The sequence below is a fragment of the Clostridium rhizosphaerae genome, assembly GCF_016765585.1.
GTDB lineage: Bacteria > Bacillota > Clostridia > Clostridiales > Clostridiaceae > Clostridium_AT > Clostridium_AT rhizosphaerae.
Map to the genome: position 1 here is coordinate 613,610 of NZ_JAESWC010000001.1, position 17,595 is coordinate 631,204.

A 17,595-nucleotide genomic window follows, 5' to 3' on the forward strand; every position below is an offset into this window, starting at 1 on the left:
AGCTTGCGAGTGGAAACGAGTACTAATAAGCTGCCCAGTATTTCGAGGAAGGAGAAATTTATTTTGGATACAACAAATATACTTATATGCGGTGTTGGAGGTCAAGGACTAGTCCTTACAACAAAAATATTAGCAGAAGCAGCCTTTGAAGAAGATTATGATTTAAAAACCAGCGATGTAATCGGCCTTTCTCAAAGGGGTGGTATGGTTTGGGGAAGCGTGCGTTTTGGCAAAAAAATTTACTCTGCTCTAATACCTGATGGTGAGGCTGATATACTGCTTGCTATGGAAGAACTTGAAGGACTTCGCTGGTCAAGTTCACTAAAAACAGGAGGAAAAGTTATATTGAATGAACATAAAACCTTTCCTAACAGAATTTTAATAGAAAAAGAAGAATATCCGGAGTCTATTAATGAAACCTTAGTAAATAAAGGCTTTGAGATTTTTTCAGTTAACGCTAATAAAGCTGCTAAAGGATTAAACAATATAAAGGTAGTAAATTTGGTGCTATTAGGCAAACTTTCAACATTTCTTTCACTTAGTTTAAGTACTTGGGAAAAGGTTATAGAAAAAAATGTTCCTCCTAGCACTGTAGACTTAAATAAAAAAGCTTTTATGCTAGGAAGAACCCTGTAAATAAAAATCTCAGCTGAAACTAATTTTTCAGCTGAGATTTTTATTTAAAATTTAAGCATTTACTCCGCAACACTTTTTATACTTCTTTCCACTGCCGCATGGACATGGATCATTTCTTCCAACTCTATTTTCATTTACTATAGTTTTGGTTTCTCTCCAGTTAACTTGAATCTCTCTTCTCTTTTCCTTTGAGAATATACCTTCCCATTGTGGAAGCTCATATAAATAATCAGCTTTTGCATCGAGCATATTAAAATATAATTTCTCAAAGTCTATTTTTAATTCTATTTCTGAATTTTCATCTAACTTCTCAAGATCAATAGGCGCTATAAGACTTTCATTTATTCCATCTAAGAATCCCATAAAGAATATACTGCTTGTTCCATACTCTTCACCTAAATTCTTTATAGTACCTTTTACTTCATTTTTATGATTAGCTAAAAGCTTAGTATATATGCTTTTTTCTACAGTTCCATATTCTCTCCAGAAAGCAGCTTCTCCCTTTGTTTTAACATAGTCTACAACCATATCTGTCCATTGTTTGTATAGGCTCATGTTTATTATCTCCTTTTGTAAAATCTTTTCAAATCCTTAATGTTTTATATATATTATAATTGAAATTATAACCATTTTCAATATTTGTAAATTACATCTCTGCTGCAAGTTACTTTTTAATTATTTGCTCTAAATCTTCTTTTCCAAAAGGCTTTGAAATATCAAAGTTTCCACCAATAGTTTTAACATCACTATTATCAATCAGGATTTTCACTTTTGTTATAGAAGGCAGTTGAGTTAAGGAATTAAGAATACTTCTTAAGCATGCTTCCTCCTTTGAAGGAGTCATAGTGATTCTTGCTTCACCACTTAAGCTCACATAAGCAATTCCATCCTTTATAGAAAAGCTTATAAGTCTTGTTTCCTTTGGCAAAATAGGCTTTAAGTTACTCGTAGCCTTCGACGGTCCTTTTAAAAGTTCCTGCATAATTATTTCGCCTAAGAGTTCTTCCTTATTAATAAGCCTTTCTTCCTTAGACATTTCAACCTTGTCTTTGCTTTGAGATGAATCAAAGTACAAGTCTAAATTAACGCTATTGTCTTTTTCTTTTGGTAATGCAAGGTTTTTTATCTTCTCGTTATTATTTATACTGAGTTTATCTTTCTTTTCACACCCAGTAAAACCTAAAGTTGAAACAACAACTCCGCTAATAAGAAAAGCCAATACTGCTTTTTTCATACTTTTCACCTCTTTATTAAAACTCAACATAATTACTCGGCATGTCCCTTCTGGCCACAGTTAAACCTATATCTTTAGTTAAATCTATTTTGCTTTCCCTTAGTATATTAACAACAGTTTGATATGCAAGTTCTGGATAGTTATTTGTTTCACTTAAGTGTCCAAGTATAACCCGCTTCCTTCTAGTTCCATCTACAAGGTTAGCTATGGCTCTTCCACAATCTTCATTAGACAAATGACCAACATCACTTAAAACTCTTCTCTTTAAAGTATATGGATAAGGTCCAAACTTTAGCATCTCAACATCGTGATTACTTTCCAGCAGCACCACATCAGCATCCTCAATATTTTTTCTAACTTCTTCAGAATAATGCCCCAAATCTGTGGCTATAGATATCTTCTTGTTTCCATTGTATATTGCATAACCCTGAGGTGCTGCAGCATCATGAGGTATTTTATAACTTAATATATCCAAATCCTTAATTGTTACAGTACCTTCATCTATTAATCTTATATTATGTTCCTTAATGTTTCCAACAATATTCTGCATAGCTTTCCAAGTAAGTTCATTAGTATACACAGGAACATTGTATTTTCTTGATAAAACTCCAACACCTTTTACATGATCAGAATGTTCATGAGTTACAAAAATACCATCTAATTCAGCAGGATTTTGCCCTATATCACTAAGAGCTTTCTCAATGTTTTTACCTGCCATTCCTGCATCTATAAGTATATTAGCATTTCCGGAGGATACAAACATGCTGTTACCACTGCTGCCACTATATAAAGAACAAAATATCATACTTTAATCCTCCTAAGTCTATAAACAATTAGCAGTCTTCTGTCTTTATCCTTCTTATATCTGCACCTAACATCTTAAACTTTTCTTCTATATGTGGATATCCTCTATCTACATGATCTATACAAGTTACCTCTGTAGTTCCCTCCGCCATAAGACCCGCGATAATCATTGCTGCTCCAGCTCTTAAATCTGTTGCTTTTAAAACAGCTCCTGTAAGCTTTGAAACTCCATCTATAATTGCAGTTCTTCCTTCAACCTTTACGCTGGCTCCCATTTTCTTAAGTTCATCAACAAATTTAAATCTGCTTTCCCAAACACTTTCATTAACTATACTTCTACCTCTAGATACCGATAGAAGAGTAGTCATCGGCTGCTGAACATCTGTTGGAAAACCAGGATAAGGAAGTGTCTTTATATTAGCTCCTTTTAAATTTCTATCAGATCTAATAAGTAAAGAATCTTCATTTTCAATGACTTCTACTCCCATTTCTATAAGCTTTGCTGATATGGACTCCATATGCTTTGGAATTATGTTGCCGACTACAACTTCTCCTCCACAAGCAGCAGTAGCTATCATATATGTACCCGCCTCAATCTGGTCAGGAATTACACTATAATTACAACCCTTAAGTTCCTTTACTCCTGTAATTCTAATAACATCAGTTCCGGCACCCTTTATATTGGCACCCATTGAGTTCATAAAATTGGCAACATCTACAACATGAGGTTCCTTTGCTACATTTTCAAGAGTAGTCGTCCCTTCTGCAAGAGTTGCTGCAAGCATTACGTTAATAGTAGCCCCAACACTGACTACATCAAAAAAGATATTAGCTCCAACTAATCTCTCTGCCTTTGCTGTTACTACGCCATGTTCAATATTAACTGTTGCTCCTAGCGCTTCAAAGCCCTTAATGTGCTGATCTATAGGTCTTACCCCTATAGCACAGCCTCCTGGGAGGTCTACATGGGCTTCTTTAAATCTTCCAAGAAGAGCCCCAATTAAATAATAAGACGCTCTCATTCTTCTAACATCATCTGTATTTGCAAAAACATTATTTATAGTAGTACTATCTATAGTTACAGTATTGTTTCCTCTAATAAGCTTACAATTAAGGCTTTCTATAATTCTTTCTATACATTGAACATCTTCAATATCAGGAATATTATCAATTATAGAAACACCTTGGCTCGCCATTACAGCTGCTGGAAGTATAGCTACAGCAGCATTTTTAGCTCCACTTATATCAATTTTTCCAAATAATTTTCTTCCACCATTTATAACTAGCTTTTCCATGCCAGCACCCATCCTTACCAAATTTAATTTATATGTCAACTTCTTAATTTTTATGCTATGTTCAGAATAAATTACAAATTTTATTATAACACAATATATATAATTTAACATAAAATTTTATAGAAAGTATCCATAGGAATATTTTGCCACATTCAACTAAAAACATACATTTCCAGTTTATATTTATATATTATATATTAAAAACAGTTTACTTTCTATGGTAATATATATTTTCCATGGAAATAATAACAATAAAATAAAAATGAAGAATTGAAATTATAACATTTCAATTCTTCATTTTTGTTTTTCTACCTTATTTCAAAACTTCCACAGTCTGTACATTGAACTGTACTTGCTTGAGGTTCATGTTTAACTACTTGAATTTGCTCAAGTGTACAATAATTATCATCTTTACAATGATACTTGCATTCTGTAACTGTGCATCCTATGCTTGCGTTGTGCTCCATTGATTCTAATCTGTGTTTCATACTCTTTCCTCCTGTAACTGTATTATTTTCTATAAAACTTCATATACATTATCTATGCGTACAATGTACACAAGTTTAGTATGAGAAGAAATATGATGTATTATACTTGCCATAAATATGCTATAATAGGTACTGAAAAATAAAAAAATGTAAAATAAAGAATTATAAAAATTTTTAATATAAAATTTTAAATTAAATTCTTAATTTGTTTTGGGTTTACGGGGGACTTATATGAAGTATTATTTAGTTGCTTTATTTGATACAGAATCTTACAACGCTATGGAAGTTATTCAAAAAAGTATCTGCAAAAAGTATAAGACTTATAAAAACATTCCTATGCTGCACATAACTTTAGAAGTAATTGATGATCCAGATATTGAAAAACTATCTAAGGTTATAACAGATATATTAAAACCATATAAAAAGTTTAAAGTTGAAACGAATGGAATCGTTTGTTTTGACCCGCCTTATAAATCAGTTAACTTAAAAATTGAAAATAAAGGATACATTATAAGGCTTGCAAGAACTATAAATGATACATTAAAGCTGCACGGTTTTAATGTTAGAGAAAATATAGATAACTGGGATCTTCATGTTTCTCTTGCTAATACAAATTATGCTGTAAGAGAATGGTCGGGCCGAGAATATGTTGCAGCCTGCAATTCTGCGAAACAGGAAGGTTTTTATAGATTAGCAAAAATAGAAAGAATAGAGCTTTGGAAGCCTATTAACAATAGAAAAGAAATGCTTGTAAAAAGCTTCCCTCTTAGAGACTTTTAAGTCCGGCTGATTATCAGCCGGATTTTTTACTATTTTTCGAAAACAAAAAACTAACTGCCTTTTATTTACGTCTAATAGTTATAAAAAATAAAACAAAGGCGGTGCACTAAATGTGGGGGAAGAATTAATGTTGGATAACTGTCTAGATAAAAATACCTTTTGTATTCTTATCAATGAAAAAAAAGAAAGCCTCTATAGAATGGCTTATATGCATGTTAAAAACAGTGATGATGCTTTAGAGATAGTACAGGAAGCTATATATAAAGCTTATTTATCCTTTGAAAAGCTTAAGGACTTAAAATATTTTAATACTTGGGTTACTAGAATAGTAATTAACTGTTCTCTTGACTATATAAGGAAAAGAAAAAAGCTTGTATTCCTTGAAGAAAATATTAGCAGCGGCGAATATAATGCTGATAATAAAGAAGAACTCATTGATTTATACAATGCCATAGACAAGCTTAAAGGCAATTCAAAAACCATTGTTATTTTAAAATATTTTGAGGGCTTAACCATAAATAATATAGCTGAAATTTTAAATTGTTCTGTAAGTAAGGTAAAGAACCATCTTCATAAAGCATTAAAAGAATTAAGATTAGAATTAAAAGAGGAGGATTAGTAATGGATGATTTTAAAAAGAACTATGAAAATATACCTATACCTGAAAATTTAGATAGTATTATTGATCAAGCTATAGAAAAAGCTGAAAGAAAAAAGGTTTTAAGATTTACTAAGCCTCTTATAGCCGCTGCGTGCATAGCTGCAATTACACTTGGCTTAAACTCATCAGTTATAAATCATTCAAACTTGAGCAATAATAGTTCAGCAAAAAATTCAGCGGTAGAAGAAAAAATTTTAGCAGCTGCAGATATTACTCCTCTTCCTTCTGTTGATTCGATAGAAAACTTATATAATCTTATTGTTTCTTCAAATTCACAATATTTAGGTTACGGAAATGATAATCTTTCAGCAGGTGATAGATTTAATTCAAACAAAGAGCTTTCTAGTGTAAAGAATGATTCAAAATCCTATTCTTCAACTAACAATCAGGTTCAAGGAGTTGCTGAAGGCGATATAGTTCAAACAGATGGACAGTATATCTACAGCATTAATTCAAATAAACTTATAATTACTAAAGCATATCCTGCTGAAAACATGGAAGTTATACAAAATCTAGATTTACCAAATAACTTTTATCCTTCAGAACTGTTCGTTGATGATAAGCATTTAGTTTTAGTTGGAAACTCACGGGTACAGCAAAACTTTCCTATGGAAGATGCCACTAAGAGACAATCTACAGCTAAAAAATCAATTCTCCCTGATGTTTCTTCTACTAAGGTTATAGTTTATGATATTACAGATAAAAAAACAGCTAAGGAACTGAGAACTTTGGAAGCTTCAGGAAGATATATTTCTGCAAGAAAAATAGACTCAAGACTTTACCTTGTATCAAGTCAATATATCTATGGAGAATTATTAAGGAATAATACTACTCCATATAGTTTTCCGTTTTATAATAATAATTGTAAAAGTAATAATATAATCAACGAAGACTTAAAAGATATTAAGTATTTCCCTGATTCAATGTCAGATAGCTTTATAAATATATGCTCTCTAGACTTAAATAATATTGAAAGCAGCTTTAATGTATCCTCCTACTTGGGATCAGCAAATAATATATATGTATCAGAGAATAATCTTTATGTATCTGGAATCGGAAGAGACAAAACCTCTATATATAAATTCTCACTCTATAATGGTAACCCAAAATATCTTGGAAAAGCTGAGGTAAATGGAACTATATTAAATCAATTTTCTATGGATGAATACAATGGAAATTTCAGAATTACCACTACTAAAAAAGATACAGTTCCAAAAAATAATATCTATATACTAGATAAAAATATGAACACAATTGGGAAGATAGAAGACTTAGCACAGGGTGAATTGATATATTCGACGAGATTTATGGGTGACAGAGCTTATATGGTAACTTTTAAGCTAACAGATCCTTTATTTGTTATAGATTTAAAAACTCCTAGCAGCCCTAAAATTCTTGGCGAACTTAAGATACCTGGCTTTAGTAATTATCTAGAACCTTATGATGAAAGTCATATAATAGGTTTTGGAAAAGATGCTGTTGAAGCTAACGGAACAGCTTATCATCAAGGCATGAAGGTTGCATTATTTGACGTATCGGATGTAAATAATCCTACGGTGCAATTTTCAACTACCATAGGGGATAGAGGAACGGATTCAGAACTTCTGAGAAATCACAAAGCCCTTCTATTCTCAAAAGAAAAAAATCTGCTTGCTTTTCCTGTAAACGTGGCAAAGCTAACAGATAAAGTAAAAAACTCTAACGTTCACGCTTATGGAAGTATAGTATTTAGCGGTGCTTACGTCTACAGCATAGATCCGGAAAAAGGATTTATATTAAAAGGACAAATCACTCATGATGATGTCAGCAAAAATAAGCCCTCTGATAAAAATATAGGACACAACTTTTCAACACAGGTAAACAGAATCCTTTATATAAATAACACCTTATATACTGTGTCAAATTCATCAATAAAAGCAAATGACCTACTCAGTATGAAAGAACTAAAAAGCGTAAAACTTCCTCAAAGTAAAAACTGAAGCGTAAAGCTTCAGTTTTTTTGTTCTTTACCACATTTAGGACAAAACTCTGCATTTCTATCCATTTCTGCACCGCACTTTTTACATGCTTTTTTATCTTTAAGCTTCAATAGTTTCTTTCTTATAGAATTTATATCCTTCTCTATTTCAGCTATTTCTTCACATTTATCTTTTAAGCTTTTATCTGTAATCTTGTTCTCTCTAAAATCCTTATAAATCCTTTGCCCGATCTTAATATATATATCTTCAATCATCTTCTCCTCTGAAGAAATAGCCATATTAAGCTTAGAGATTTCAATCAAATTCTCTGACTTATAAGCAACATTTGAGACTCCCTCTTCTATATACTTTCCTATCTTGGATAAGTTATCTTTAAGCGGCATCTTAATCACCTCTATAACTTGTTATAGTTTCAGTATATGAAGAAGATATAGTATTGGAACACTTGAAAAGCACAGCTTGTGCTGTGCTTTATAGTTATATATCTAATAAGTTTTTCTTGTAACTAGCATAAAGCTCTCTTAATTCTTTCATTTTGGCATCAAGCTCTAGTTGAAGCATAGAAACCTTACTGTAATCCTTAGCTTCAATAGCTTCTTTTATTCTAGTAAATAATCCTTTTGAAGTGTAGGTATCCTTCATTAGATAATATCTTATATTATTAATTGCCATCCAGTTTGATACATCCAAATCTAGAGCCTTATCTAAGGAATGGAGCATTTTATAGCTTCTTATTTCATCACTGTAGTTTGGTATTATCCTTCCGGTTATTTCAGTAATCCATCTTTTTGTTACTGCAAGCTTAAAACTTTCTATAAGCTTATCATTTAAAACATCTCCAGCTTTAAATATCTTTAGTTTATTGGAATACTTATCAAAAGCTGAAAGATTTTCATAAACTGTTGCAGGAGCTTTACCAAAATATTTTACTCTTTCTTCGTCATTAAAGTCTTCGAATACATCTTCTTCAGTTCTATACGCTCTATCTTTTTCTAGATAATCCGTCTCCTTGCCAGGTTTTTTAGAAAGCTCATCTAAAAGAGCATCCTCATCTTTTTCTTTGGTTATAGCATAAGTAATTCCATCTATCATAGCCATGTAGAGAGTGGCTAAGCATAAATAAGTGTTAGTATACGGATTTGGTGCTCTAAGTTCAAATCTTGTTGCTAATGGATTCTCCAAGTCTCTTATAAGACCCATCAATATTGTTCTATTTCTTGAAGGCATATCCACGCTGTGTCCTAATGATGTAACTATACATACTGGTGCTTCAAATCCAGGCTTCAATCTTCTTAAGGAATCATTAGTTGCAGATACAAACGGATTTATAACCTCATAGTTTTTAAGTACGCCCATTACGGAAGCATATCCAATAACACTTAGGTAATGTTCCTTTGTTGCTGTGAATAGGTTTATTCTCTTACCATTTTTAAGTTTAATAGCCATACCAATATGAGTATGCTCTCCGCTTCCTGCTACACCATCTATTGGTTTGGCTTGAAATGTTACATCAAGACCATTTCGTCTAAAGGTTTCTTTTATTATGGTTCTTGCTAAAAGCTCATTATCTGCTGCTTGGATAGAAGTTGAATATTTCCAATCTATTTCGAGCTGCTCCATTATATGAGTAAGCCTTCCAGACTCATCCATTTTGGCTTTTACTCCTCCAACCTCTTTGTGCCCCATTTCAGGCTCTAAATCATATTCTTCCATCAATAATAAGCTTTGTTCCATAGCAGTACGTACTGCTCCTTTAGTTCTTGTCCAATACTGCTCTTGAAGAACCTGCGAAGTAGAAAGCTCTTCTACAACAGCCTTTTCATCCGGGGTTTTTACCCAAAACTCTAACTCTGTGGCTGAAGTTGGAACCAAATCATCAATATCCTCATATTTAATTCCATAAGCGGCTAAAGACCCTGGGTACTTCTTAAATAAATCTAAAAGGGTATTTTTGAAATGTCTTATAGAATTTTTTAATATATATCTTGAATCCACAGCTCTGCCTTCATGAAATAAGAAGCTTGGTATTCTTAATGTTCCTACAGGTTTATTTGTAAATGGATCTATAAATTCATAATTATAGTCAACAAACCAATTAACTTCATGGTCAGCAACTATATCTACTTTTGCATTATTTAAACTAGCAATTCCAGGGAGAACAACGGAAGAGCCATCGGTTTGAACCGCTCCGTTAAGAAATGTATTAATATCTTCTAAGAAAAGTTTGACAGGGATTTTTTCGTCAGTATCATTTCCGGAAAGGTCTATACCTACCAGAGAGACAAATTTAATTTCGGGGTGTTCTGCAAGTATTTTTTTTAAACTTTCTTCTGAACACTTTTCCTTTGGAATAACATAAACCAAGTCTTTGTACATAAATCTTCCTCCTATACCAATTATTAATTTTCATATTTTCTTAATACTGATATTATAGTAATTAAATCAAGGTATTGTGATTGTTTGATTTGTTAAATTCCATTTAAATATTTATATATTTTTTAAATCATAAATAAAATTTTATTATAGGGGTATGTCTATGTCAATAACAAAAATGAAAGTTTACAAATTAATAATTTCATTCGCAAATTTATTTCAACGAATTTTATCCTGCATCTTTATATCTATTAATTATTTTTTTAATACACAAAGAAAAATTATTGGAGTATAATATAAAATATATTTATCTATTTTATTGGAGGTGAATTTGTCTTGAGTGATACATTAAGCTTAAATAACCTCCCCATCGGTTTTTTTGATTCCGGTGTTGGCGGATTAAGTGTACTTAAAGAAGCTATTAAGCTTTTACCTAATGAAGACTTTATATATTTCGGGGATTCTAAAAACGCACCTTATGGTACTAAGGCCGTTGATGAAGTTAAGGAACTTACTTTTAATGCAGTTGATTTTTTATTATCTAAAAATGTTAAATCTATTGTTATTGCTTGCAATACTGCAACTAGTGCAGCCATTGAAGATTTAAGAACTTTTTATAAAAATATTCCTATAATAGGTATAGAGCCTGCTTTAAAGCCGGCTGTAGAACTTGATAAAGATGGAAAAATTATTATAATGGCTACACCTATGACTCTCATAGAATCAAAATTTAACAACTTAATGAAAAGTTATGCTGATACCCGAGATATAATTCCTCTACCTTGTGCTGGTCTTGTTGAGTTAATTGAAAGAGGGGTAGTTGAAGGTAATATAGTAAATTCTTATCTTAAAGATAAGCTAAAACCTTATTTGAGTGAATCTATAAGTTCTATTGTACTAGGTTGTACCCATTATCCATTTATAAAAAATGAGCTTGAAAAAATATTAAGTACAGACACAACCATAATTGACGGCAGTGCTGGTACTTCAAAGCAGCTTAAGAGACAGCTTGAAAATATGAATGCATTGAATTCTAGTACAAACAAAGGTTCAATAGAAATTATAAATTCACTTAATGACAAAAGCATAATAGAACTTTCCTACAAATTATTAAATCTTTAGCCCTTAAAGGGCTTTTTTTATTTGTAAGCACTTTCTTAATGAACAGATTTTATATTACTTGAATACATTGAAGTATAACTATACAGTAGAAATAAGGTGATTAATTTGAAGGTTTTTTTGCTAAAAAAGTCAATAGACGAAAGAGAAATTTTTCTTTTCAGAGGATCTACGGAGATAAAATATGTATCTAAAATAGATATAAAAGAAGAATCTCCCTTTAATTACTTATCAATAACAAATCCAAGTGACAGCAACTGTATCTGCACACTGCACAGCCTTCAGCTTAAATCTAATGATAAAAAATCACTTATACTTCTTATGAATGATCAAAAAATAAATTGTAGCAAAGAGCTAAAAAATGATATTTTGAAAATAGGTTATGATTTTAAGGATAATATTGATTCTAAATTCATGGAACTTAGTACTATTATAAATAAAGATAACTTATTAGAGGATAATTATATTATTCTTGTTCCAGGGGGTACTCTTATACTAAGCTTTCAGGAAAGCGTTAACGAAACACATCTAAGCATTACTTATAACTTAGAAAACTTTTAATATATTCCATATAATATTCCTAAATAGTGCTAAACAATTAATATTTATTTAGCACTTAGCTTTTTTGATCTTATAGATTTTTTGATCCCAGCAAATATTATTTGCTGGGATTGTTCATATTTTAAATTAAATATTGTATAATAATATTTACTATGGTAATAACTACTAAATAGTATAAAGAACTAAACATTAGATTGGAGAGATAAAAATGACAAACCCTATAGTTACTATTAAAATGCAAGATGGCGAAATTATGAAGGCTGAACTCTATCCAGAGATAGCTCCAAATACCGTTAAAAATTTTGTAAGTCTTATAAATAAAGGTTTTTACAATGGAGTAATATTTCATAGAGTAATACCGGGCTTTATGATTCAAGGAGGAGATCCTGATGGAAATGGAACAGGAGGACCTGGATATTCTATTAGAGGAGAATTCACTTCAAATAAGTTCAAAAATAATTTAAAGCATACTGAAGGTGTTCTATCTATGGCAAGATCTTCAAGTCCAAATTCTGCTGGAAGTCAGTTCTTTTTAATGGTAGCTGATGCTCCTCACTTAGATGGCCAATATGCCTCCTTTGGAAAACTAATCGAAGGACTAGATGTTGCAAAAAAAATAGTTAGCGTAAAAAGAGATTTTAGAGATAAACCCTATGAGGATCAAGTAATGACAGAAGTTACAGTAGATACCTTCGGAGTTGAATATAGCGAACCTGAAAAGGCGTAATACTGTAAATTCTCAAAGGAAGGGAGATGTATGGTATTGGATAATAACAAGCTAATGCTTGTATTTGGTCTTAGTGAAGAAGATACAAATTTTCTAAATAAAATGATTGAAGAGCTTGATCTTCCGCACTATAGAGTAATAGAAAAAAACATGGCCAACATGAAAATACGAGATATAATACAAGGTCTTAAAGTGGATACTTATGATAAAGAGCTTCCGGATGAAAAAATTATCATGTTCAATAATTTTGCAGACTATGAGCTTGACAAAGCTGTAAGAACTATTAGAACAAATAAAGATATGAAACCAATACTCGCAATAGTTACTCCTACTTCAATAGACTGGGAATTTCACTATCTTGTAGAACACCTAATGGAAGAAAGAGAACAAGCCAAAAAATATAGACAGCAAAAGGCGCAAGCTTAATAAAAAAGGAAACTTTTACAAGTTTCCTTTTTTATTACTATTTTCCATATTATCACACATATCGAAAAATTTTAAAAACTTCAAAAAAATATTTTTTTGTAATAGTTTTCACAACTTTTAAAATTCATTAATATTAGGTAAAATATAAAATAGGACAAATTTACTGGTTATACAAAACTCGCAAAAAGAAAGGCGGATCTTTTTTATGAATTTAGAAAGATTATATGAGTTTCAAAAAAAGCTAGATGGAGAAATTAAGGACAAGTTAAGTGATACCGAAAAATCTCTGCTTCCTAAAAAACTTTTAGCATTTCAAGCTAAAATCGGAGAATTAGCAACAGAAACTCAATGCTTCAAATTTTGGTTATCTAAAAAATCACCAGTTAAAAGAAAAACTTTAGAAAAATATATTGAATGTTTATATCTTGTTCTAAGTATTGGAGTTGAGAAAAACTATACAGAAACCGAATTCGAAATTAAACAGGTTGAGTATAACTTAACAGAGCAATTCCTTAATTTATTTATTGATATGAATGATTTTATGGTATATTCCTCTAAGGATTCTTACATTACTTTGATGGAGGATTTACTAAGTTTAAGCCTCACTTTAGGCTTTAGTGAAAGTGATATTGTAAAAAACAGTAAAGAATTTTATAGCGCTTAATGTAACTACCACCTTCAATTTATGGATTATAAGGCTTTAATAGCATAAAATATTTTTTATTTTTATGCTAAAAATAAGATATAAAGCTTTATAAATTCTATACTTGGAAGGTGATTTTTTATGCTTGGAGTTATTTTATCCATAGTGGCAGGAGTTGCTATGAGCCTTCAAGGTGTATTTAATACAAGACTTGGAGATAAGATAGGAACCTGGGAAACAAATGTAATAGTGCAGGCTACAGGTTTAATATTAAGCTTAATTGCACTTTTTATTGCTGGCAGTGGTAGTTTTAAAAACATAAAGGATGCAAACAAATTATACTTATTGGGTGGAGCACTTGGTGTTATAATAATTATAACAGTTATGACCGGCATAAAATCTCTTGGACCAACTTGCGCCATATCTATTATATTAGTAGCACAACTCACAGCTGCTGCAATAATTGATGCCTTCGGACTATTTGATTCCGCAAAGGTAGCCTTTGGAACAACCAAGATAATAGGAGTAATCATAATGATTGCAGGGATTTTGATTTTTAAGTGGAAATGCTGATCAATATAGAGTTTAGAATGTAAAATGTACAATGATTGATAAAAATCCCTTAGGAGTTTTTTAAATTTATAAATTAAAGAAAGCCCCTAAGGGCTTTCTTCCATAACTTTTCATTCTTAATTCTTCATTCCCATTAAAACCGCTCCCCAGGCAGCATCATTTTTCATGCTTGTAACCTTTATGAGGGGATAGTTTTTATTCATAAGTCTCTTAAACTCATTTGATACACATTCGTTTTTTTCAATAACGCTTCCGTTAACCGCTAAAAAAGCTTCTTTTCTGTTAAGTTTTAAATAATCAATAACTGCCTTTGCAGTTAAGAAAAGTTCAAAAGCTGCCCTTAAAAGTATTTCTTCTGCAAGAGTATCTCCTTGCTTATAGGCCTCATCAACTAATTTTGCCAAAGAAGCAATTTCACTTTTTCCAGCACCGCTTCTATAAACAAATTCAATTAGGCCTTGAGGACTTTTTAAGTTTAAATGTTCTAATATTAAGTCTGTCATTGCAGTTTTTTCTTCTATTCCATCATAACCTTTAGCAATTCGATTAATTGCATTAATTCCTATATAGTAACCGCTGCCCTCATCACCAATAATATGTCCCCAGCCTCCAGCTCTTTTAGTTTCGCCTTCGCTGTTTCTTCCAAAGCATATAGAGCCCGTTCCTGAAATAAGTATAACTCCTTCAGCTCCTCCAACTCCTCCATAAAGGGCTGTTTCAGCATCATTAGTAATTATAGTTCTTCCACTATAGCCTGTCCCTCTAATTATATCTTCCATTATCTTTTTATCATCAGGCCTGTCAACTCCGGCTGTCCCTATACAAAGTGTCTTTACATCTTCCATGGATATTTCTGCTTTGCTCAAAGTATCTTCTAAAAGTTCTTTGAGCATTTTTTGAACATATTCTTTACCCATAGAATTAATATTGCAAGGTCCGCCTTCATTTGATAATATTAGTTTTCCATCAACATCTGCAAGCTTAAGTGCTGTTTTTGTGCCCCCACCATCAATACCTATAATATAATTCATATAATTTCATTCCTTTCCTAAATAAATAAGAGTTTTCTATCTTTTATATGGAACAGGTGTAATATTCCCTAAAATAACCCTCTCTTTAGCTCCAGTAGCCCCTAATACATTACCTGCATTACCATTTATAGTTTCATTAGCTAAAACTGCAAAAGCTATTGCTTCTTTAGCATCAGAGGAATATCCTAAATCCTCCTGTATCATAACCTTACACTCCGGAAGAAGTTCTTTTATCATACTAACTAACGTATTATTATAACTTCCCCCGCCTCCAAGAATAACTTCTTCAATAGGATATGCGTTAAACACAAACTCCCTGTAGTTTAAAGCAATAGACTTGGCAGTAAACATAGTAACTGTTGCTATAATATCATTAGCTTCGAGATTACCCCACTTTTCAAGAAGTCTATCTACAAATTGGCTGCCAAAAAATTCTCTTCCTGTTGTCTTCGGCGGCTCTGCATTAATATATTCAATACTCATAAGTTCTTTAAGCATATCCTCGTTTACTTTTCCCAAAGAAGCAAAATAGCCGCCTTTATCATACTTTTGTCCCTGAAGTCTTTTAGTTACCTCATCCATAATCATATTTCCTGGACCGGTATCAAAAGCATACATTTGCTCCATACTGCATTTTTTAGGTATAACAGTTACGTTGCCTATACCTCCAATATTTTGAAGAGCTCTATTTTTATCAGTTCTATATAGAAGGTACTCTGTATAAGGAACTAAAGGCGCTCCCTGTCCCCCTGCTGCCATATCCATTGTTCTAAAATTAGAAACTACGGTTACTCCTGTTTCATAAGCTATTACTGCAGGCTCTCCAATTTGAAGTGTAGATTCAATAATATTATCATGACCTTTCGGAACATGATAAACTGTCTGACCATGAGAACCTATTAAATCAAGTTTACTAATATCAAAATTTGCTTTACTGCAAACCTCTTTTACTGCCTGCGCAAATAAATATCCAAGTTTAAAATTTACGCTGCAAATAAGTTCAACGTTAGACTTTGTAACACTAAAACAATCCATAATTTCATTTTTAATATCTTCTGGTATTTCTTTGTTTATAAAATCAATAAGCTCTACATTTGTATTTTCTCCTGAACCGCTTATTTTTACTAAAGCAGAGTCTATACCATCTAAAGATGTACCAGACATTAAACCGACTATGTACTTTTCCATAAATCCACCACCTGTAAGTTAATTTTATAATATATTATGTTTTACGAAACAAACTTACATATATTATAGCAATGTTTTAAACATTTCTCTATAGATATATTACATAAACTGATATAATATATTATATCAGTTTTTAGAGAGGATATGTTTACAATGGACTTTAAACAGATTGAAGCCTTTATCACTGTTGCTAAATATAAAAGCTTTTCAAAGGCAGCAAATACTATATTTTTATCCCAACCTACAATAAGTGCTCAGATTTCAGCTCTTGAAAAAGAACTTGATGTACAGCTTTTTGATAGAACATCTAAAGAAGTTTCTTTAACCTCCTATGGTGAGACTTTTTTAGAATACGCTTTAGACTTAATTAATACAAGAAACACTGCTGTTTCACATCTTTCAAGCTTTAATAACAGTATTTCAGGAAGATTTACTTTAGAGGCAAGCAGTACTCCCTGTAATTCTATAGTACCCTTACTGATTGATAAGTTCTCATCAAAATACCCTGATGTAAGTTTTAATATAATTGAGCAGCCTTCTGGTGAGATTATTGAAGATATTTTAAAATTCAATTGTGAAATAGGTATAATAGGAAGCTTCATCAAAGATGAAAAAATAGACTGTTATAAGCTTACTGAAGATGAGCTAGTACTTATATCAAAACCTTCCTTGAATCTACCCGATACAATTTCTATAAACAAGCTGTTAGATTGCAAATTTATTTTTAGGGAAATAAATTCTGCTACTCGCAAGAATTTTGAAAAAGCCATTTTAGAATCTGAGCTGGATCTTGAAAACTTAAATATATACTGTGAGGTTAATAGCTTAGATGCTCTGCTTCAGCTAGTCAAAAGAGGAGTGGGCGTTTCTATAGTGTCAAAAAAGGTATGTGAAGATTATATACTTTCTGGAAGTATAAAATTCAGCAAAATTGAAGACATATCTTTAAAAAGGTATATGTATCTAATTACTAGTTCTCGAAGAACTTTAACACCATCAGCTAAGGCTTTTTTTGATCTTTGCAATGATTATTATAAATTCAAATAAAAAGTTCAATATAGGATTTTATAAAAACCT

Annotated in this window: 20 protein-coding genes; 11 read left to right on the top strand and 9 right to left on the bottom strand. The window is 31.5% G+C overall.

The genetic code is table 11. The annotated features are described in order from the left end of the window. Positions 1-63 precede the first annotated feature (63 nt). Complete coding sequence (locus JK636_RS02930; RefSeq protein ID WP_243428091.1) at positions 64-636, top strand: indolepyruvate oxidoreductase subunit beta; 573 nt, start codon at positions 64-66, stop codon at positions 634-636. 51 nt (positions 637-687) lie between these two features. On the opposite strand, the gene JK636_RS02935 is transcribed toward JK636_RS02930, so the two are convergent. The 5 genes from JK636_RS02935 to JK636_RS02955 form a co-directional block, all read right to left on the bottom strand. Further along, positions 688-1,191: an SEC-C metal-binding domain-containing protein gene (locus JK636_RS02935; protein WP_202747334.1), complete on the bottom strand. Its 504-nt coding sequence runs from the start codon at positions 1,189-1,191 to the stop codon at positions 688-690. Between the two features lie 109 nt (positions 1,192-1,300). Next, positions 1,301-1,870 carry a GerMN domain-containing protein gene (locus JK636_RS02940; protein WP_202747335.1) on the bottom strand — a complete coding sequence of 190 codons (570 nt, stop codon included), beginning with the start codon at positions 1,868-1,870 and terminating at the stop codon, positions 1,301-1,303. Positions 1,871-1,886: 16 nt separating this feature from the next. After that, the gene (locus JK636_RS02945; RefSeq protein WP_202747336.1) at positions 1,887-2,675 is read right to left on the bottom strand and encodes an MBL fold metallo-hydrolase; all 789 of its coding nucleotides are present in this window, start codon (positions 2,673-2,675) and stop codon (positions 1,887-1,889) included. Positions 2,676-2,703: 28 nt separating this feature from the next. Continuing rightward, positions 2,704-3,969, bottom strand: a complete 1,266-nt coding sequence (locus tag JK636_RS02950; RefSeq protein ID WP_202747337.1) for a UDP-N-acetylglucosamine 1-carboxyvinyltransferase — start codon at positions 3,967-3,969, stop codon at positions 2,704-2,706. Between the two features lie 308 nt (positions 3,970-4,277). Next, positions 4,278-4,436: a DUF1540 domain-containing protein gene (locus JK636_RS02955; protein ID WP_202747404.1), complete on the bottom strand. Its 159-nt coding sequence runs from the start codon at positions 4,434-4,436 to the stop codon at positions 4,278-4,280. 252 nt (positions 4,437-4,688) lie between these two features. Here JK636_RS02955 and JK636_RS02960 point away from each other — a divergent pair, with 252 nt between their 5' ends. From JK636_RS02960 to JK636_RS02970, 3 genes are all read left to right on the top strand, one after another. Then, positions 4,689-5,237, top strand: coding sequence for a 2'-5' RNA ligase family protein (locus tag JK636_RS02960; protein ID WP_202747338.1), 549 nt, complete (start codon positions 4,689-4,691; stop codon positions 5,235-5,237). Between the two features lie 127 nt (positions 5,238-5,364). Then, positions 5,365-5,856: a sigma-70 family RNA polymerase sigma factor gene (locus tag JK636_RS02965; RefSeq protein WP_202747339.1), complete on the top strand. Its 492-nt coding sequence runs from the start codon at positions 5,365-5,367 to the stop codon at positions 5,854-5,856. Between the two features lie 2 nt (positions 5,857-5,858). Beyond that, positions 5,859-7,877 (top strand): beta-propeller domain-containing protein, encoded by a 2,019-nt coding sequence (locus JK636_RS02970; protein ID WP_202747340.1) that lies wholly within the window; start codon positions 5,859-5,861, stop codon positions 7,875-7,877. A gap of 11 nt (positions 7,878-7,888) precedes the next feature. Here the strand turns inward: JK636_RS02970 and JK636_RS02975 are convergent, their stop codons facing one another. Further along, the gene (locus JK636_RS02975) at positions 7,889-8,260 is read right to left on the bottom strand and encodes a zinc-ribbon domain-containing protein (protein WP_202747341.1); all 372 of its coding nucleotides are present in this window, start codon (positions 8,258-8,260) and stop codon (positions 7,889-7,891) included. 94 nt (positions 8,261-8,354) lie between these two features. Continuing rightward, positions 8,355-10,253, bottom strand: coding sequence for a type I glutamate--ammonia ligase (locus JK636_RS02980; protein WP_202747342.1), 1,899 nt, complete (start codon positions 10,251-10,253; stop codon positions 8,355-8,357). 333 nt (positions 10,254-10,586) lie between these two features. On the opposite strand from JK636_RS02980, the gene murI reads away from it, so the two are divergent. The 6 genes from murI (at position 10,587) to JK636_RS03010 (ending at position 14,299) form a co-directional block, all read left to right on the top strand. After that, positions 10,587-11,372: a glutamate racemase gene (gene murI, locus JK636_RS02985; RefSeq protein ID WP_202747343.1), complete on the top strand. Its 786-nt coding sequence runs from the start codon at positions 10,587-10,589 to the stop codon at positions 11,370-11,372. A gap of 105 nt (positions 11,373-11,477) precedes the next feature. Then, on the top strand, positions 11,478-11,930 hold the full coding sequence (locus tag JK636_RS02990; RefSeq protein WP_202747344.1) for a hypothetical protein: 453 nt from the start codon (positions 11,478-11,480) through the stop codon (positions 11,928-11,930). A gap of 208 nt (positions 11,931-12,138) precedes the next feature. Then, positions 12,139-12,657, top strand: a complete 519-nt coding sequence (locus JK636_RS02995; protein ID WP_202747345.1) for a peptidylprolyl isomerase — start codon at positions 12,139-12,141, stop codon at positions 12,655-12,657. A gap of 36 nt (positions 12,658-12,693) precedes the next feature. Next, positions 12,694-13,083 (top strand): DUF3783 domain-containing protein, encoded by a 390-nt coding sequence (locus tag JK636_RS03000; RefSeq protein ID WP_202747346.1) that lies wholly within the window; start codon positions 12,694-12,696, stop codon positions 13,081-13,083. 205 nt (positions 13,084-13,288) lie between these two features. Beyond that, positions 13,289-13,747, top strand: a complete 459-nt coding sequence (locus JK636_RS03005; RefSeq protein WP_202747347.1) for a dUTP diphosphatase — start codon at positions 13,289-13,291, stop codon at positions 13,745-13,747. A gap of 120 nt (positions 13,748-13,867) precedes the next feature. Beyond that, positions 13,868-14,299 carry a DMT family transporter gene (locus JK636_RS03010; RefSeq protein ID WP_202747348.1) on the top strand — a complete coding sequence of 144 codons (432 nt, stop codon included), beginning with the start codon at positions 13,868-13,870 and terminating at the stop codon, positions 14,297-14,299. A 116-nt stretch (positions 14,300-14,415) separates the two neighbouring features. On the opposite strand, the gene JK636_RS03015 is transcribed toward JK636_RS03010, so the two are convergent. Then, entirely contained in the window at positions 14,416-15,330 is a 915-nt protein-coding gene (locus tag JK636_RS03015) for a BadF/BadG/BcrA/BcrD ATPase family protein (protein ID WP_202747349.1), read from the bottom strand. A gap of 36 nt (positions 15,331-15,366) precedes the next feature. Further along, positions 15,367-16,518: an anhydro-N-acetylmuramic acid kinase AnmK gene (gene anmK / locus JK636_RS03020; protein ID WP_202747350.1), complete on the bottom strand. Its 1,152-nt coding sequence runs from the start codon at positions 16,516-16,518 to the stop codon at positions 15,367-15,369. A 153-nt stretch (positions 16,519-16,671) separates the two neighbouring features. Between anmK and JK636_RS03025 the strand changes: the two genes are divergently transcribed. After that, positions 16,672-17,565: a selenium metabolism-associated LysR family transcriptional regulator gene (locus tag JK636_RS03025; protein WP_202747351.1), complete on the top strand. Its 894-nt coding sequence runs from the start codon at positions 16,672-16,674 to the stop codon at positions 17,563-17,565. Positions 17,566-17,595 lie beyond the last annotated feature (30 nt).

Excerpts from the sequence above, each read along its gene's own strand:
- JK636_RS02935 (WP_202747334.1), bottom strand. The coding sequence starts at position 1,191 with ATGAGCCTATACAAACAATGGACAGATATGGTTGTAGACTATGTTAAA.
- JK636_RS02940 (WP_202747335.1), bottom strand. The coding sequence starts at position 1,870 with ATGAAAAAAGCAGTATTGGCTTTTCTTATTAGCGGAGTTGTTGTTTCA.
- JK636_RS02945 (WP_202747336.1), bottom strand. The coding sequence starts at position 2,675 with ATGATATTTTGTTCTTTATATAGTGGCAGCAGTGGTAACAGCATGTTT.
- JK636_RS02950 (WP_202747337.1), bottom strand. The coding sequence starts at position 3,969 with ATGGAAAAGCTAGTTATAAATGGTGGAAGAAAATTATTTGGAAAAATT.
- JK636_RS02955 (WP_202747404.1), bottom strand. The coding sequence starts at position 4,436 with ATGGAGCACAACGCAAGCATAGGATGCACAGTTACAGAATGCAAGTAT.
- JK636_RS02960 (WP_202747338.1), top strand. The coding sequence starts at position 4,689 with ATGAAGTATTATTTAGTTGCTTTATTTGATACAGAATCTTACAACGCT.
- JK636_RS02965 (WP_202747339.1), top strand. The coding sequence starts at position 5,365 with ATGTTGGATAACTGTCTAGATAAAAATACCTTTTGTATTCTTATCAAT.
- JK636_RS02970 (WP_202747340.1), top strand. The coding sequence starts at position 5,859 with ATGGATGATTTTAAAAAGAACTATGAAAATATACCTATACCTGAAAAT.
- JK636_RS02975 (WP_202747341.1), bottom strand. The coding sequence starts at position 8,260 with ATGCCGCTTAAAGATAACTTATCCAAGATAGGAAAGTATATAGAAGAG.
- JK636_RS02980 (WP_202747342.1), bottom strand. The coding sequence starts at position 10,253 with ATGTACAAAGACTTGGTTTATGTTATTCCAAAGGAAAAGTGTTCAGAA.
- JK636_RS02995 (WP_202747345.1), top strand. The coding sequence starts at position 12,139 with ATGACAAACCCTATAGTTACTATTAAAATGCAAGATGGCGAAATTATG.
- JK636_RS03005 (WP_202747347.1), top strand. The coding sequence starts at position 13,289 with ATGAATTTAGAAAGATTATATGAGTTTCAAAAAAAGCTAGATGGAGAA.
- JK636_RS03010 (WP_202747348.1), top strand. The coding sequence starts at position 13,868 with ATGCTTGGAGTTATTTTATCCATAGTGGCAGGAGTTGCTATGAGCCTT.
- JK636_RS03015 (WP_202747349.1), bottom strand. The coding sequence starts at position 15,330 with ATGAATTATATTATAGGTATTGATGGTGGGGGCACAAAAACAGCACTT.
- anmK (WP_202747350.1), bottom strand. The coding sequence starts at position 16,518 with ATGGAAAAGTACATAGTCGGTTTAATGTCTGGTACATCTTTAGATGGT.
- JK636_RS03025 (WP_202747351.1), top strand. The coding sequence starts at position 16,672 with ATGGACTTTAAACAGATTGAAGCCTTTATCACTGTTGCTAAATATAAA.